Annotated in this window: 11 protein-coding genes and 1 pseudogene; 8 read left to right on the top strand and 4 right to left on the bottom strand. The window is 57.4% G+C overall.

The window, feature by feature from the left end; translation table 11 throughout:
* Window positions 1-202 precede the first annotated feature (202 nt).
* Complete coding sequence (locus tag PFAS1_RS04385; protein ID WP_076028324.1) at window positions 203-712, top strand: GNAT family N-acetyltransferase; 510 nt, start codon at window positions 203-205, stop codon at window positions 710-712.
* A gap of 516 nt (window positions 713-1,228) precedes the next feature.
* Here the strand turns inward: PFAS1_RS04385 and PFAS1_RS04380 are convergent.
* The 3 genes from PFAS1_RS04380 to PFAS1_RS04370 form a co-directional block, all read right to left on the bottom strand.
* Window positions 1,229-2,479 carry a ribonucleotide-diphosphate reductase subunit beta gene (locus tag PFAS1_RS04380; RefSeq protein WP_008034875.1) on the bottom strand — a complete coding sequence of 417 codons (1,251 nt, stop codon included), beginning with the start codon at window positions 2,477-2,479 and terminating at the stop codon, window positions 1,229-1,231.
* 517 nt (window positions 2,480-2,996) lie between these two features.
* A complete protein-coding gene (locus PFAS1_RS04375; protein ID WP_076028323.1) occupies window positions 2,997-3,311 on the bottom strand; it encodes a hypothetical protein in 315 nt (104 codons plus the stop codon).
* Window positions 3,312-3,499: 188 nt separating this feature from the next.
* Window positions 3,500-3,763: a DUF2790 domain-containing protein gene (locus PFAS1_RS04370; RefSeq protein ID WP_008145979.1), complete on the bottom strand. Its 264-nt coding sequence runs from the start codon at window positions 3,761-3,763 to the stop codon at window positions 3,500-3,502.
* Between the two features lie 414 nt (window positions 3,764-4,177).
* On the opposite strand from PFAS1_RS04370, the gene acs reads away from it, so the two are divergent.
* The 7 genes from acs (at window position 4,178) to argR (ending at window position 12,216) form a co-directional block, all read left to right on the top strand.
* On the top strand, window positions 4,178-6,133 hold the full coding sequence (gene acs / locus PFAS1_RS04365; RefSeq protein WP_076028322.1) for an acetate--CoA ligase: 1,956 nt from the start codon (window positions 4,178-4,180) through the stop codon (window positions 6,131-6,133).
* A 701-nt stretch (window positions 6,134-6,834) separates the two neighbouring features.
* Window positions 6,835-7,608 (top strand): ABC transporter substrate-binding protein, encoded by a 774-nt coding sequence (locus PFAS1_RS04360; protein ID WP_076028321.1) that lies wholly within the window; start codon window positions 6,835-6,837, stop codon window positions 7,606-7,608.
* 91 nt (window positions 7,609-7,699) lie between these two features.
* Window positions 7,700-8,389 (top strand): ABC transporter permease, encoded by a 690-nt coding sequence (locus PFAS1_RS04355; RefSeq protein ID WP_008154330.1) that lies wholly within the window; start codon window positions 7,700-7,702, stop codon window positions 8,387-8,389.
* On the top strand, window positions 8,386-9,084 hold the full coding sequence (locus tag PFAS1_RS04350) for an ABC transporter permease (RefSeq protein WP_074879233.1): 699 nt from the start codon (window positions 8,386-8,388) through the stop codon (window positions 9,082-9,084). The genes PFAS1_RS04355 and PFAS1_RS04350 overlap by 4 nt, the downstream gene beginning before the upstream one ends.
* A 1-nt stretch (window position 9,085) precedes the next feature.
* Window positions 9,086-10,198: a succinylglutamate desuccinylase/aspartoacylase family protein gene (locus PFAS1_RS04345; protein ID WP_076028320.1), complete on the top strand. Its 1,113-nt coding sequence runs from the start codon at window positions 9,086-9,088 to the stop codon at window positions 10,196-10,198.
* A 27-nt stretch (window positions 10,199-10,225) separates the two neighbouring features.
* The gene (locus tag PFAS1_RS04340; protein WP_074879228.1) at window positions 10,226-10,990 is read left to right on the top strand and encodes an ABC transporter ATP-binding protein; all 765 of its coding nucleotides are present in this window, start codon (window positions 10,226-10,228) and stop codon (window positions 10,988-10,990) included.
* 245 nt (window positions 10,991-11,235) lie between these two features.
* A complete protein-coding gene (gene argR, locus PFAS1_RS04335; RefSeq protein ID WP_074879226.1) occupies window positions 11,236-12,216 on the top strand; it encodes a transcriptional regulator ArgR in 981 nt (326 codons plus the stop codon).
* Window positions 12,217-12,246: 30 nt separating this feature from the next.
* Here the strand turns inward: argR and PFAS1_RS04330 are convergent.
* Window positions 12,247-17,111 (bottom strand): annotated as a pseudogene (locus PFAS1_RS04330) (dermonecrotic toxin domain-containing protein).
* Between the last annotated feature and the right edge of the window lie 50 nt (window positions 17,112-17,161).

Genomic DNA, 17,161 nt, shown 5'->3' with positions numbered 1-17,161 from the left:
TTGACAGTCGAGATAAATCCCCCGACTATAAATCAATGACTATTACCTACCGACTGAACATGATGCACACCTTGATGACCGCCTTTGGCGGGCCATAAGGTGATGCGCGCGTAGGTACTAGGTGCATTGACTAAAGCCCCGCCAGGAATGGACGGGGCTTTTTCATTCTCCGTTCAGAATGGCCTATCTCAGGAGAGTGAAGATGTTGCAGATTCGTCGAGCCGAGCGTTGTGATGCTGAGGCAGCATTCGATATCCGCTTTCAGGCAATTCAGAACCAATGCAGCACCGTTTACACGAATGCTCAAGTGGTGGCTTGGACTTGCGTTCCACTCACGGATAAATACAGATCCTGGGTGGAAGAAGATTATCACTTGGCGTGCGTCAATGGACTTCCTGTGGCTACAGGGCTGATAAATCTCCAGAGCGGGGAACTGGAGGCAATCTTCGTGTTACCCAAGTTCATGGGCCAAGGCATAGGTAAAAAGATGGTCACTCATCTTGAGCATTTAGCACGAAAGGCGGGACTTGCTGAGATCCACCTTGAAGCCACGCTGAATGCTGAAAATTTTTATCAGCGCTGTGGCTTCACCGGAAGCGCCCAAGCTGTTTACAACTCCCCCTCCGGGCTCCAATTGGCATGCGTGCCTATGCGCAAGCAGTTGGTAGATCTGACCGACCTCAAGGATCTTGAGTGTCGTGCGCTTCGCTAGCTGCATCTGCGAAAAATCGACCCTTGGCGATTGGTAGTCCAGTCGCCTTCGGTCGACAGATGACGCATTTATGTAGCTAGGCACTCATGCCCGCTGCGCAGGCGTTAGGAAGGTGACTTCGCTGGACGCTTACGGACATATCCATGACCTCTACGTTTAGATTTTGGAGGGCCTGACCCCAACGTAGAGTGGATTTAAGAAATCCCAACGAGCAAAGCCGTCACTGTCGAGCGACAAATCACCCAAAGGTGAATTGTGCGTCTGTGTGATTGGCCAAGCTTCTACGTTGGGCGTTTCTTAGGCACCTGCAATGGAGCTTAGAGGTGCTTTGAGCGGGCATCAATGCGGATACGACTGTAAGTGCTGTAGGAGATTTAGCGTTGTCGCGTAGGGATGGAAAAGGACTACCCATCGCTCATAAAAAAGCCCCGATCAGATCGACGATCAGATCGGGGCTTTTGCTTTTTCGAATTGTCGATTCAGACGGCAATCGTCAAATCGCGGTTAGCTCGAGAATCAATCCCAGCTCAACGCCCCACCAGTCTGATACTCAATAACCCGAGTCTCAAAGAAATTCTTCTCTTTCTTCAAGTCCATAATCTCGCTCATCCAAGGGAACGGGTTAGTCGTCCCTGGATACTCTTCTTTCAAACCGATCTGCGACAGGCGACGGTTCGCGATGAACTTCAGGTAGTCCTCCATCATCGCCGCGTTCATGCCCAACACGCCGCGAGGCATGGTGTCGCGAGCGTATTCGATTTCCAGCTGAGTGCCCTGCAGAATCATCTGCGAAGCTTCTTCCTTCATTTCAGCATCCCACAGGTGTGGGTTTTCGATTTTGATCTGGTTGATCACGTCGATGCCGAAGTTCAGGTGCATGGATTCGTCGCGCAGGATGTATTGGAACTGCTCGGCGACGCCGGTCATTTTGTTGCGACGGCCCATGGAGAGGATCTGGGTGAAGCCGCAGTAGAAGAAGATGCCTTCCAGAACGCAGTAGTAGGCGATCAGGTTGCGCAGCAGCTCTTTGTCGGTTTCGACGGTGCCGGTTTCGAACTTCGGATCGGAGATCGAACGGGTGTATTTGAGGCCCCAGGTGGCTTTTTTCGCGACCGATGGGATCTCGTGGTACATGTTGAAGATCTCGCCTTCATCCATGGCCAACGATTCGATGCAGTACTGGTAGGCGTGGGTGTGGATCGCCTCTTCGAACGCCTGGCGCAGGATGTACTGGCGGCATTCCGGGTTGGTGATCAGGCGGTACACGGCCAGGACCAGGTTGTTGGCAACCAGGGAGTCGGCGGTGGAGAAGAAGCCGAGGTTACGCATGACGATGCGGCGCTCGTCGTCGGTCAGGCCTTCCGGGTCTTTCCAGAGGGCGATGTCGGCGGTCATGTTGACTTCTTGCGGCATCCAGTGGTTTGCGCAACCGTCCAGGTACTTCTGCCAGGCCCAGTCGTACTTGAAGGGTACGAGTTGGTTAAGGTCGGCGCGGCAGTTGATCATGCGCTTTTCGTCGACAGCCACACGGGCGGAGGCGCCTTCGAGTTCGGCGAGGCCTTCGGCGATGTCGAGGTTGTCCAGGGCAGCTTTTGCTCGGGCGATTGCGGCGGAGTCGGACGCGGTGACAGCGCGGGCTTCTTGAGCCGCGACGCCACCAGCGGTGTCGAGGCGGTCCATGTTGGCTTCAGTTGCGTGCCCGGCGTTGGCGCCTTTTACAACGGTTTCGCCGCTGTCTTCTTTGTCGAATTCGTCCCAGCTCAGCATGACGTGTCGTCTCCTGCGTGAGGGCCAGATGCCCGTGTGAAAACTGATTGGTTGTTTTTCACACGGCCGTACTGGCCGCGTTGGATAGCGTTTTTTGCAGCGGTACACGCAGGCAAATAAACATAAATTTTGTACGGGGTTCCGAGAGCCTCTGAGGGGCGCAGAAATCGGTGAAGACTTCGGCGTGGGCTTCAGACTGGCTGTTATCCCTGTAAGGGAATATTGCAGGCCCGTTTAAGGCGGCATTATAGGGAAATTTTTGCGGTCGTGGTGGGGCGAATCCGCGCATGCAGCGGTCGAGAAGGCGGGTTTTTCGGTCGGAGCGAGGGTTTATAGGGCTTTGGCTGGATGTCGGGCGTGAAGATTTTTTTTCATAAATTTTGGCCAACTATTTTTTTGTTCAAAAAACAGCCAGAAAACTGCGTTTTTCACTACATGTTGTGTTTTGAGTCACTTTTCGATGCTCCCAGACACAACTAAGCCCGACCGAAGCCGGGCTGCGAGTTCGCATCCAGGATCAGCTGAGGCGGGCAGCACCCACGTGGTCGGAACCATCCGCTGCGACCTTGGCTGCACCGGTGTGATCGAAGCCATCCGCAGCGACTTTGGCGGCGCCGGTGTGATCAAAACCGTCAGAAGCGAGTTTGCCTGCACCGACGTGATCGGCACCATCGGCAGCGAAAGACGCCGAGCCGGTATGGTCGTAACCATCAGAAGCGACAGCCGCTTCGGTAGTGAAAGCTGCCGAGCCGGTACGGTCGTAGCCGTCAGCGGCGAAGGTGTTAGCGGCCAGGACGGAGAGGGTCAGGGCGAGGATCAATTTGGTTTTCATGGTAGTGGCTCCAGGTTCGTTGGCGTTTTGTGCCTTGGGTGTGGAATTCATACTACGCCAGCTAATTTGATTAAAAAGCGCAAATAAGCGCTTAAACCAATCGTATAAATCGATACATAAGGTTCGGCGCTTCATCTGCCTTAATAGCGGGCGGGTGGGTCGAACCTTGGGATGGTGAGAGCGGGTGATTAGCCGTTTGAGCAGCCGTTACCCATGACGCTGTAGCGAAGAATGTGGCGTTGGCCTTTGGAGTCGTCGTATTCCATTTTCGCCGGAACAACTTCGCAGACGTTCGGGATTTCGCTCATGGAGATAACTTTGGCGATGTCCAGGTGAGTGGAGTAAGTGTATTCCTCAACGGCGGGTTGCTGCTGTGCGACATCAGTCGGGACCTCGTCTGCCATGGCGGTTGCGCACAGGCTGCTGAGGGCCAGAACTAATAAAGCTTTCATTTCAGATTTACCTTTTAGAGGTCGAGTGGGGTCACGCAACCTTTTTGGGGTTGCGTGTAGAACTTAAGTACTGGTTTTGGATTAACTGCCTTCGTGGGGGCTGCAACTTGGTTAATCACGTTGCCTGGTTGGCGAGGCTGATTTTAGGCGTGGGGTTTAGATTCATATAGGCGTGCTTTTGATAAACACTATTGGCAGATCCTGTAACAATCCTCGAAAAGCGACCTTTGGTTCGCTGATGAAGCCAATTTAATAAATGCCCAAAGCCCCTGAAATCACCGCTCTTGAGCGCATCGGCGAGGTATAGCCACATTTTGTAGGGGCTTGTTACTACCATCGTCGAATGGTTCTATAGGCCCGGCCCGGCTACAACTGGGGTCATACAAAAACAACTATTCCACCGAGGTAAAAAAGATGAGTGCGGCTTCTCTGTATCCCGTTCGTCCCGAGGTTCTGGCCAACACGCTGACTGACGAGGCGACCTACAAGGCCATGTACCAGCAGTCCGTCGTTAACCCGGACGGCTTCTGGCGCGAGCAAGCCAAGCGCCTCGACTGGATCAAGCCTTTCACCACGGTGAAACAGACTTCCTTCGACGATCACCATGTCGACATCAAATGGTTCGCCGACGGCACCCTGAACGTTTCCTACAACTGCCTCGACCGTCATCTGGCCGAGCGCGGCGATCAAGTGGCGATTATTTGGGAAGGGGATGACCCTGCCGAAAGCCGCAACATCACCTATCGCGAGCTGCACGAACAAGTCTGCAAGTTCGCCAACGCCTTGCGCGGCCAGGATGTGCACCGCGGCGACGTGGTGACTATCTATATGCCGATGATCCCCGAAGCCGTGGTCGCCATGCTGGCGTGTGCCCGGATCGGCGCGATTCACTCGGTGGTGTTCGGTGGTTTCTCACCGGAAGCCCTGGCGGGTCGGATCATCGACTGCAAATCCAAAGTGGTGATCACCGCCGACGAAGGCATTCGTGCCGGTAAGAAGATTTCGCTCAAGACCAACGTCGACGATGCGCTGACTAACCCGGAAACCAGCAGCATCCAGAAAGTCATTGTGTGCAAGCGCACCGGTGGCGACATCAAGTGGAACCAGCATCGCGACATCTGGTACGAAGACCTGATGAAGGTGGCAGGCAGTGTCTGCGCACCGAAAGAAATGGGCGCTGAAGAAGCGCTGTTCATCCTTTATACCTCCGGTTCGACCGGCAAGCCGAAGGGCGTGCAGCACACCACCGCCGGCTACCTGTTGTACGCGGCGATGACTCACGAACGCGTGTTCGACTACCGTCCGGGCGAAGTCTACTGGTGCACCGCCGACGTCGGTTGGGTCACCGGCCACAGTTACATCGTCTACGGCCCGCTGGCCAATGGCGCGACCACGCTGCTGTTCGAAGGTGTGCCGAACTACCCGGACATCACCCGGGTGGCGAAAATCGTCGACAAGCACAAGGTCAATATCCTCTACACCGCGCCCACCGCGATCCGCGCGATGATGGCGTCGGGCAAGGCCGCCGTTGAAGGCGCTGATGGCAGCAGCTTGCGTCTGTTGGGTTCGGTCGGTGAGCCGATCAACCCGGAAGCGTGGGATTGGTACTACAAGAACGTCGGCCAGTCCCGTTGCCCGATCGTCGATACCTGGTGGCAGACCGAAACCGGCGGCAACATGATGAGCCCGCTGCCGGGTGCGCACGCACTCAAGCCGGGTTCGGCGGCACGTCCGTTCTTCGGTGTAGTGCCGGCGTTGGTGGACAACCTGGGCAACATCCTCGAAGGCGTTGCCGAGGGCAACCTGGTGATTCTCGATTCGTGGCCAGGCCAGGCGCGCACGCTGTATGGCGACCATGACCGCTTCGTCGACACCTACTTCAAGACGTTCAGCGGCATGTACTTCACCGGTGACGGTGCGCGTCGTGACGAAGACGGTTACTACTGGATTACCGGTCGCGTGGATGACGTGCTCAACGTGTCCGGCCACCGCATGGGCACCGCCGAGATCGAGAGCGCGATGGTCGCCCACCCGAAAGTCGCCGAAGCGGCCGTGGTCGGTGTGCCGCACGACATCAAGGGGCAGGGTATCTATGTCTATGTCACGTTGATCGGTGGCGAAGAGCCAAGCGAACAGCTGCGACTGGAGCTGAAAAACTGGGTGCGCAAGGAAATCGGTCCGATTGCCTCGCCGGATGTCATCCAGTGGGCGCCAGGCCTGCCGAAAACCCGTTCGGGCAAAATCATGCGCCGCATTCTGCGCAAGATTGCCACGGCCGAATACGATGGGTTGGGGGATATCTCCACCCTGGCGGATCCGGGTGTGGTGCAGCATTTGATTGATGAACACAAGATCATGAACGTCGCGTAAGCCGCCGTTCCTGAGTCATCGAAGCCCCGCCCGGCATTGCGCTTGGCGGGGCTTTTTTGTTGCCTGATGTTTTTGCAGTGGCAGTTCGGGCCTCTTCGCGAGCAAGCCCGCTCCCACAGTTGATCTCCAGTGAGCATAAGATTTTGCCAAGCGCAGATCCCCTGTGGGAGCGGGCTTGCTCGCGAAGGCGTCCTGTCAGGCACCACATCAACAACGGCCAATAATTATCGGCTTCGTCTGTAGGCGATTTCCCATTGTTACCCGCAAGCCTTCAAGTAACTAAATGTGTAACCTTCCGCCCGGCAACGGGGCATTGGGAAACGCAAAGCCCGGTTTCAGGTCCTCTTAATCACCCATAAAAAATAAGACACAACGCTGCGCTTGCCGGATTAGAAGGGTTTGCCAATAATAGGCCCGCAATTTGCAGCATAGATCGGTTCACTGTCTTTTGCTCTTGCATGAATTTGCAAGGCTGTCAACGCGCCCAAGCGGCTTTCTCGGTGCTTCTGTAATTAGTTGTCGCATTGAAGAAATATCGGCTTCGGGCCTGTCGTTAGAATGCCGATCACTCGCTCGTTGTTGCTCGCGTTGAAAAAAGCGCGCAATTGCTCCGACGCAGCACCGCTTTGCGGTTCCACTCATTCGCATATTGGGCTATCGCTCACTCTGCCGTTTTAGCCCTTTACCGATGGAGTCCCAAGATGAAGAAACTCGTGCTGCTTGGCGCCCTGGCACTGTCCGTGCTGTCCCTGCCGACTTTCGCCGATGACAAGCCCGTAAAAATCGGTATCGAAGCAGCTTACCCTCCGTTCGCCTCCAAGGCGCCGGACGGCAGCATCGTTGGTTTCGACTACGACATCGGCAATGCTCTGTGCGAAGAGATGAAGGTCAAGTGCGTATGGGTCGAGCAAGAGTTCGACGGCCTGATCCCGGCACTCAAAGTGCGCAAGATCGACGCGATCCTGTCGTCCATGTCGATCACTGAAGACCGCAAGAAGTCCGTGGACTTCACCAACAAGTACTACAACACTCCGGCTCGCCTGGTCATGAAGGCCGGCACTCCAGTCAGCGACAGCCTGGCTGAGCTCAAGGGCAAGAACATCGGCGTGCAACGTGGTTCGATCCACGAGCGTTTCGCCCGTGAAGTGCTGGCTCCGCTGGGTGCCGAGATCAAGCCTTACGGCTCGCAGAACGAAATTTACCTCGACGTGGCTGCTGGCCGCCTCGACGGCACCGTGGCAGACGCTACGCTGCTGGATGACGGTTTCCTGAAAACCGACGCTGGCAAAGGTTTCGCCTTCGTTGGCCCGGCGTTCACCGACGTCAAATACTTCGGCGACGGCGTAGGTATCGCCGTTCGCAAGGGTGACGCGCTGAAAGACAAGATCAACACCGCGATCACCGCCATTCGTGAGAGCGGCAAGTACAAGCAAATCCAGGACAAGTACTTCGCCTTCGATATCTACGGCAAGTAATACGTCCCGGCGACAAGTCCGAAATGGCGCAAGCAACAGGATCTCTGAGGTTTGCGCCATTTTTTCATCCCCCTTTTCGAGGACCTGAATCATGTTGAAAGGCTACGGGGCTGTCATCCTCGATGGTGCATGGCTGACGCTTCAGCTCGCCTTGTCGTCCATGGTCCTGGCCATTGTTCTGGGTCTGATCGGCGTTGCGCTGCGTCTGTCCCCGATTCGCTGGCTGGCCTGGCTGGGCGACCTGTATTCCACGGTGATCCGCGGGATTCCCGACCTGGTGCTGATCCTGCTGATTTTCTACGGCGGTCAGGACCTGCTCAACCGCGTCGCGCCGATGCTCGGTTTTGACGACTACATCGACCTGAACCCGTTGGCCGCCGGTATCGGCACCCTGGGCTTCATCTTCGGTGCGTACCTGTCGGAAACCTTCCGTGGTGCCTTCATGGCAATCCCGAAAGGTCAGGCAGAAGCGGGCATGGCGTACGGCATGAGCAGTTTTCAGGTGTTCTTCCGGGTGTTGGTGCCACAGATGATTCGCCTGGCGATTCCCGGTTTCACCAACAACTGGCTGGTACTGACCAAGGCCACCGCGCTGATTTCGGTGGTGGGGCTGCAAGACATGATGTTCAAGGCCAAGCAGGCGGCAGATGCCACCCGCGAGCCTTTCACCTTCTTCCTCGCAGTAGCGGCAATGTACCTGGTGATCACCAGCGTCTCGTTGCTCGCATTGCGTCACCTTGAGAAGCGCTACTCGGTAGGCGTAAGGGCGGCTGATCTATGATCTTCGACTACAACGTCATTTGGGAGGCCCTGCCGCTGTACTTCGGCGGCCTGCTGACCACCCTCAAATTGCTCGCGCTGTCGCTGTTTTTCGGCTTGCTGTGCGCCTTGCCGCTGGGCTTGATGCGCGTCTCGAAAAACGCGGCCGTCAACATGAGCGCCTGGCTCTACACCTACGTGATCCGCGGCACGCCGATGCTGGTGCAGCTGTTTTTGATCTACTACGGCCTGGCGCAGTTCGAAGCGGTTCGTGAAAGCTTCCTCTGGCCATGGCTGTCCAGCGCGACGTTCTGTGCGTGCCTGGCCTTCGCGATCAACACCAGCGCCTACACCGCTGAAATCATCGCCGGCAGCCTGCGGGCCACGCCCAATGGTGAGATCGAAGCGGCCAAGGCGATGGGCATGTCGCGCTACAAGATGTACAAGCGCATCTTGCTGCCGTCGGCCCTGCGCCGGGCGCTGCCGCAGTACAGCAACGAAGTGATCATGATGCTGCAGACCACCAGTCTGGCGTCCATCGTGACCCTGATCGACATCACCGGTGCCGCGCGCACGGTCAACGCTCAGTACTACCTGCCGTTCGAAGCCTACATCACCGCCGGCGTGTTCTACCTGTGCCTGACGTTCATTCTGGTGCGGATGTTCAAACTGGCCGAGCGCCGCTGGCTGGGCTATCTGGCCCCGCGGAAGCACTGATATGGAACGCATCGATCATTCATTGCCGTGGAGCCACTTGGGCAGCGAACGCCAGATTTCGGTGTTCCGCTTCGGCAGTGGCGAGCGCAAGGCCTACATCCAGGCCAGCCTGCACGCCGATGAACTGCCGGGGATGCGCACGGCCTGGGAGCTGAAAAAGCGCCTGACCGAACTCGAAGCCCAAGGCTTGCTCAACGGTGTGATCGAACTGGTGCCGGTGGCCAACCCATTGGGCCTCGGCCAACTGCTTCAGGGCAATCATCAAGGGCGTTTCGAGGCGGGCAGCGGCAAGAACTTCAACCGGGATTTCGTCGAGCTGAGCGCGCCAGTGGCCGCCGAGCTGGACGGGCACCTGGGTGATGATCCGCACGCCAATATTCAGCTGATCCGTCAGGCCATGAGCGATGTGCTCGCCGCATTGCCGCCCGCCGCCAGTCAGTTGCAAGGCATGCAGTGCATTCTGCTCAGCCATGCCTGCACCGCTGACGTGGTGCTGGATCTGCATTGCGATGCCGAAGCGGCGCTGCACATGTACGCCTTGCCGCAACACTGGCCGCAATGGCGTTCGTTGGCCGCGCACCTGGACGTGAAGGTGGGGCTGCTGGCGGAGGATTCCGGTGGCAGTTCGTTTGACGAAGCTTGCTCGCTGCCGTGGTTGCGTCTGTCGCGTCTGTTTCCGGATGCACAGATTCCACTGGCTTGCCTGGCGACTACCATTGAGCTGGGTGGTCAGGCCGATACCGGTCGCGCTGAAGCCAGCGCATACGCCGAAGGCATTCTGGCGTTCCTTGCCGAGCAAGGCTTGATCAGCGGCGAATGGCCAAAACCTGCGCAAGACGCTTGCGAAGGCATGCCGTTCGAAGGCACTGAATTGCTGTTCGCGCCGCACCCTGGCGTGATCAGTTACTTGCGTAAACCCGGTGAGTGGATTGAAGCCGGCGATGAGATTTTCGAAGTGATCGATCCGTTATCGGATCGGGTCAGCACGGTGTGTGCTGGTACGTCCGGGGTGCTGTTTGCCATTGAACGGCTGCGTTATGCCCAACCCGGTTTCTGGCTGGCCAAGGTGGCGGGGCGCGAAGCGCTGCGTCACGGGCGCTTGCTCAACGACTGACTGACTGTTTTTGTGAGAACTGACCGCATGTACAAGCTTGAAGTCCAAGACCTGCATAAACGCTATGGCAGTCACGAAGTGCTCAAGGGCGTGTCCCTGAAAGCGGCGGCTGGCGATGTGATCAGCATCATCGGCTCCAGTGGCTCCGGCAAAAGTACTTTCCTGCGCTGCATCAACCTGCTCGAGCAGCCGCATGCCGGCAAGATTCTGCTCAACAATGAAGAGCTGAAACTGGTCGCGAACAAGGAAGGCGCGCTGAAAGCCGCCGACCCGAAACAGCTGCAACGCATGCGTTCGCGCCTGTCGATGGTGTTCCAGCATTTCAACCTGTGGTCGCACATGACCGCGATGGAAAACATCATGGAAGCGCCGGTCCACGTGCTCGGCATGTCCAAGACCGAAGCCCGCGAGAAGGCCGAGCACTACCTGAACAAGGTCGGTGTGGCCCATCGCAAAGACGCTTACCCCGGCCACATGTCCGGCGGCGAGCAGCAGCGTGTGGCGATTGCCCGTGCGCTGGCGATGGAGCCTGAGGTGATGCTGTTCGACGAACCGACTTCGGCTCTCGACCCTGAGTTGGTCGGTGATGTGCTGAAGGTCATGCAGGCCCTGGCGCAGGAAGGCCGGACCATGGTGGTGGTGACGCACGAAATGGGCTTCGCCCGTGAAGTGTCGAACCAGCTGGTGTTCCTGCACAAAGGTGTCGTTGAAGAAAGCGGCAATCCGCGTGAGGTGTTGGTCAATCCACAGTCCGAACGCCTGCAACAATTTTTATCCGGCAGCTTGAAATAATCAGGACTGCCGTTGTGCACCGCGATAGTGCATGCTTCGCGATTTAGAGGCCGGCCCCGATCCCTGTGGGAGCTGGCCTGCCAGCGATAGCGGTGGGTCAGTTTGCATCTCTGGCACAGACACACCGCCATCGCTGGCAGGCCAGCTCCCACAATTTGATCTCCATCGGTTTCAAGATTTGTGTTCATTTACAGGCTAGCCTTGGCCCATGCCTTCATTCTGTTCTTTGTTTCGGATTGCCCGCCATGACTGCCCATCGAATTGGTTTCCTGATTTGGCCCAGCACTAAAGCACTGACGCTTGCGCTGGCTGAGGAGGCCTTGCGTGTTGCCCAGCGTGTGCATCCTGACGTTGTCTACGAACTGTCGTTTTTGCAGGCCGAACCGCCGACCGAAGGCGCCTGGCAATTGCCCGGTGAACCGTGGGCCGGCAAGCTCGAAAACTTCCAGAAACTGTTCCTGCTCGCCGACGAGCCGCCGACCTCGCTCGCGCCGGCGCTCAGCAGTGGACTCAAACAATTGGTGCGCGCCGGGTGTGTAATCGGCGGGTTGTCGGCCGGTGTTTACCCATTGGCGCAGCTGGGTTTGCTCGACGGTTATCGCGCTGCCGTGCATTGGCGTTGGCAGGACGATTTCACCGAACGTTTCCCGAAAGTCATTGCTACCAGTCATCTGTTCGACTGGGATCGTGATCGCCTGACCGCGTGCGGCGGCATGTCGGTACTCGACTTGCTGTTGGCTGTACTGGCCCGCGACCACGGCGCCGAACTGGCCGGTGCAGTATCCGAAGAATTGGTGGTCGAACGCATCCGCGAGGGCGGCGAACGCCAGCGCATTCCGCTGCAGAACCGCCTCGGTTCCAGCCATCCGAAGCTCACGCAAGCCGTGCTGCTGATGGAAGCCAACATCGAAGAGCCGTTGACCACCGACGAAATCGCCCAGCATGTGTGCGTGTCCCGTCGGCAGCTCGAGCGAATCTTCAAGCAATACCTCAATCGTGTGCCGAGCCAGTACTACCTGGAACTGCGCCTGAACAAGGCCCGGCAGATGTTGATGCAAACCAGCAAATCGATCATCCAGATCGGCCTGTCGTGTGGCTTCTCCTCGGGGCCGCACTTCTCCAGCGCCTACCGCAATTTCTTCGGTGCCACACCGCGGGAAGATCGCAACCAGCGGCGCAGCAGCAGCCCGTTCGAATTGTCGTCGGTGCCCTCGGAGCGTGGGTGACCGGGCAACACGTCACCTGCCGAGGCTGGTTTACTCCTCTGTTTCCGAGCCTTCAGACGTCGAGACCTCCATCTCTCCTCGATTGATCACTTCTTCCACACCAAAGTCTATGCCCGTCCGTTCGAAGTAACCGATCAACCGTACCAGGCTCTCTTCGGAGAATCGATTACCTCGAAAACTGATGTTTTCAGCGACTTCCGTCGGCAGTTCCATTACGTCGCTGGGAACTTCGGTAATGGCGTTGCCACTGACGTCGGCCCAGTCCAGTTCTGCCATTTGCAGCAGGCCGGGCGGTATTTCGGTGATGCCGGTGTCATTCAGCAGTACGGTAACGAGCTCCGTCATCTGGCTCAGGTCTGGCGTTTGCCCCAGGGGGTTGTGGGCCAGATCGAGATAATCGAGCTGTTCCATACCCGCCAGCGCGCTGGCCGATTCCGCTGAAAGGCTGACGCGGCACTCCGGAAGTGACAGCGACCGCAGTTGACCCATCTTGAACACAGCATCGGGAATGTTGCCCAGATTACAGTCGCGCAGTCGCAGGCTTTTGAGGTGGGTGAACGACTCCAGAAAATGCCCGATGCGGGTCACTCCGTCGGCGCTGCGCAACTCCAGCGATGTCACATGACTGAAGTCGGCGTTCAGGGTCGGCAGTTCACCGTTGATGTCGGACTCGAAAAGGAGTTCATAGGTGGGCTCCAGCGCCTCATTGTAATCATCCAGTTCGCTTTCACGCCGCCAGCACTGCTCCAGCGTCTGTTTGAACTGGTCGCGGTTCATGTGCTCGACAAGCTGTTGTTGGGCGGTGAACGGTTCACCCGTCAACGGGTGTCGGGCCGGAAGGTCGGAAGTCCATACCGCCAGGTCGTTGCTCAGTTGAGCCAACTCCGCTTCAAGGCGTGTCAGCTCGATCCGACCGTCAGCCAGAGTGCCTGCCAATTCATAGACAAACTCGCTCGCCTGTTCGACCTCCAGGTTCGGGTACAGCGCCCTGACTCGGTTGATGTCCGCCTCTGGGGCATAGACGCCCAAATCGTATGAGCTGCTGAAGTAGTGATGCTTGATCAGTTGTCGGGCGTTATCCGAGAGCGGATTGTGCGTCAGGTGTATTGCGCGTTTGGTGTACACCGGGCTTTCGAACAATTGCGAAGGCAGCTCACTGATCTTGTTGTGTAGCAGCTTGGCGGTATCAAGTTTGGGGTGGCGAACTACGCTGTCGGGAATGCCGGTCAGGCCGGTACGGCTCAGGTCCAGGTAAACAAGCTCAGGCATGGATTCGACACTGGGCACCATAGTGAACGGGTTCTGGTACAGATCCAGCTTGACCAGTTTGTTCAATGAAGACAGTTTCGCCCAGTTGTCTGCATCGAACCTGATTGCGCAGTCGCTTAACACCAATGCATCAAGGTTAGCCATCCGAGGAATGGCCTCGGGGAGGGCGGTCAGGGAAAAGCGTTTTAATTCGAGGCGGCGCAAGTTGGTGAAGCGCTGAAGAAACTCGGGGCACCCTGCGCAGCACGACTGCCTTCAAGGGTTAGCGACGACACGTGGGAGAAATCGGCCGTCAGCGTGGGTAGATCACCAAGAATCGGCTCGGCAAATCTGAGCGCATAACGCGGCGTGTCATTGGGGCCATCGAGGTCCCGTTCTGATTGTCGACGCCAGCTGCGCTGGATTTCCTGGGCCAGCAGCCTGCGATTGTGTCGAGCGGCCTGTCGTTCCAGTTCGCTCAGCGGGGCCCGGGTTTGCGGGTGGACAGTGGGCGAGTCATTTATCCAGGTGTTCAATTCCTGATGCAGTCGCGAGAGCTCGCGGGACAGGCGTGAGATCTCTATGCCAGCGCCATCGGGATGCGTTTGTAACTGCTGAACAACAGACTGGAGTTCCTCCTCGGAAAGGCTGGGGTAAACCTCGCGAACACGCTCGTTGAGCGATGGCGTCGGGGAGGGCATGCGCCGGTATCCATCTGAGCCGCCAGGCAAGCGCATGGTCGTCGGATCATAGAACGGTTTGCGATTGGGATTTTTTGCGAACAGCTTGCGAAGTGCCGGTTGGTTTAATGCATGTTCGGCGATGCGCAGTTTGAGTGCCTGGGCATTTGCGATCGATGGGCTCAACGCATTGCGCTGCGCTTGCGACAAGGCCTGAAAAAGTCCCTGATAAAAATCACCGGGCACCGATTCGCTGTCTTGATAAACCTGGTAGGTGCCGTCTTCGGCGCGCACCAGTGTTTTCAGGATCGGTGCATCGGCCAGGCCAATGCTGTCGCGCACGAGTCCGTTATCGGTGTAATCCCTCACTTCAATCCGCAGTTCGGCGGGAAAACCGGGCAGTGAATTCAGGCTTTGCAAGGCCAGTCGGTGGGTATCGGTGTTGTCCAGAACGTCGGAATAAAGCCCTTCGAAGGCTCGGGTTGCGCGTACGGCCTCCATGGCTTTCAGTGCTGCCTCCTTGAGCCGCGGGGGCGTGCGACCGTTGTGCAGTAGGCGTAACTCGGTCCCGGTTGCGTTGCTCATCAACTCTTGCGCGATATCGGTCGGCAAACCCCTCACATCGTCGAGCAATCGCTGAACGTGCCGATCATCAGTTTTTTCCTGTGCGCGGTAGCGGGTCTCGAACAGCGATTGGTGGTGCTTTCGGGCGAGTTCGGCCGTTTGTTTTCTGAAGGCTTGCGTTTGGTTTTGCGGTGCAGGCATTGGCGTGTCGACGGGCCACGAGTCGTAGCTGCTCAGCAGTTGATGTTGCAGGGTTACATCGGCCTTGCGATAGCGCTCGGGTTGGTCGCTGCCGATCTGTTCGATAAAGGTTTCGATGTCCCGGTTGATCCTGAAACGCTTGATCGTGTCTGTCAGCAGCGAAGGCGGACGATAATGTTCGACATGCATTTCGCGCATGACGTCGTCGTGGTAACCGCTGACTCGCAGGATCCGTTCGCGCTCGGCATTGGTGAACGACTCGACGTTATGGCCGAGGCGGCGCATGACCTTTTCCCGGTCCCAATTCAGGGGTTGCTCCAGTTCTGTATGCCAGGCGCCGTGGTTGTTATGCCGCAGAGGTGGCTGATAAGCATCAGTTCGGTTCGGATGCTCAATCTGAAACGTGCCTGACACGCGGTCGGGCTTCACGGCATACAGTTTTCCCTCCAGTGGCAGCAGCGTCTTGCCTTCGTTTTGATAGAGGCCGAGATGATCGGGTTTTACGCCTTCCGGCAAAACGAGTGCTTGTTCGTAAGGCTTGAGATCCGGCTTCCAGTAACGGGTTTTCCCGTCGGGTGTTGTGACGGGTTTGAGTGGGTCGACAAGGGCAATAGCTTCACGAGAGAGCAGAGGGCTGAGGGTCCGGGTAGCGATGGCGCCGCCCACTGCAAGTGTCCCCACCTGAACCACCGTTTCGACGAACGTCACCAGATGCTCGAGCGCTTCTTTTTTCAGCCCTTCGGCCAGGTCCACTATGCCTTCGAAGGTTTCGTCGAGTAACTGGTAGGCCATGTAGCCAAGCATCAATTCGCCGAGAAACGGGACGAAAGGCAAGGCAACGAACGTCGCGATTTCAAGGATTGTCGAGGCGACTTTGCTAAAGGCATTCCACAAGGCCCAGCGCGCATCGCTGTCGACAGAGGCGGTGGAGACGGCGAGCGTGCTTGCATCGTTGAGGATCTTGTTCAGCTGTCGCTGATAGAGATGGTTCCACAGGTTCGCTCTGAACGGGATCGCCGAAAATCGCAAATCAGGCTTGTCGATGGGCGTTTCGCGCCAGCTCGGCAGTGGGTCGCCGTATCGGTGTTGTTGCCAGGTCACGCTCTGGAGGCGACGGTTGAGGTCCGCGAAAAAGTGTCCTCTTTCCTTGTGGTCGACGAATCGGCTGAAAAACGTTTGATAAGCGGGCGAGCGCAGCTTGCGGGTCAGCTCGGCCATGAACGCCAATGTGTCCGGATATTCCTTGAGAGGATGCTCTGGATCATCGGGAATGTAGGCGATGATCCGTGTTGCCGAGCGTGCGCGCTCCAGGCTCGCCGCGAAAATGACAATACCGGTCAGCGAGGAGGACATCATTGTCAGGTCGTGACCATACAGCGCCTGCCCACCCAGTCGAGCACCCGAACGCCCTTCCAGAATGCGCTGGATCGAGAGATGAGCATCCGCAGGAATGTCCTTTCGGATTTGCGCTATCTGCAGCGCAGATTTGAGTGCTGTTTTGTGCGAGCCGATCACCTTTGATTTCAACACCGCGCCCGCTACAGGGTTGGACAGCCCCAGATTGTCCTTGAGGTAAGCGGTGTACCGGGCGCCGATATCCAGTTCCCGGCACAACCGGGTAAAGGCCGGGATAGAGAGCTTTTGCTTGATCGCCGGCAGCGTATCGAACTGCCCTGTGGGCGAAGGTTGGGTGATGAACGTCGAGGCCGGTTCGTAAGCCCCTGCCGCAGTTTCCGATTCCTGAAAGTTATGCAGGGCGGCGTCGAGCATCGACACGGTCCAGGTACGCGCCGCGCCAGTCTTGATTCCGAAAAGCGGCACGGTTTGAGGGATGTACAGGCGCAGGAACGCTGTTTTGACGTCCAGATCCAAGTCAAATCGGGTTTTCAGGGCGTCGCTCAGCAGCGGTTCGGCGAAGGCTTGTGCGCTTTGCAGGTTCGACAGCATTGAGTCCAGACGATTTCGATGGGTCCAGTGTTCATGGCTGAGCTTTTTCAGCGACTGGTGCTGCAACGGTGTTGCGGTGCCAATCCAGTCCTGCGTCATGAACGTGGCGTTCTTGAGGGCGCTGTGTGTACTGGACGATGCTTCTAATACCCAGGCAGGCAGGTTGTTGAACAGGTGATGATAGTGATCGTCCGGTTGCGTAGCGGATTCGCTGTTTCCCGTAGTGGAAAGACGATCGTTCTCGTATCGGCTCATGCGCTATTCCCTTAGCGTTTTGAATGAGCCGCCAGCAAAACAGACGATGA

This window comes from Pseudomonas frederiksbergensis (assembly GCF_001952935.1).
GTDB lineage: Bacteria > Pseudomonadota > Gammaproteobacteria > Pseudomonadales > Pseudomonadaceae > Aquipseudomonas > Aquipseudomonas frederiksbergensis.
The sequence above is the reverse complement of the archived record's forward strand: the minus strand, read 5'-3'. Positions and strand labels throughout refer to the sequence as shown.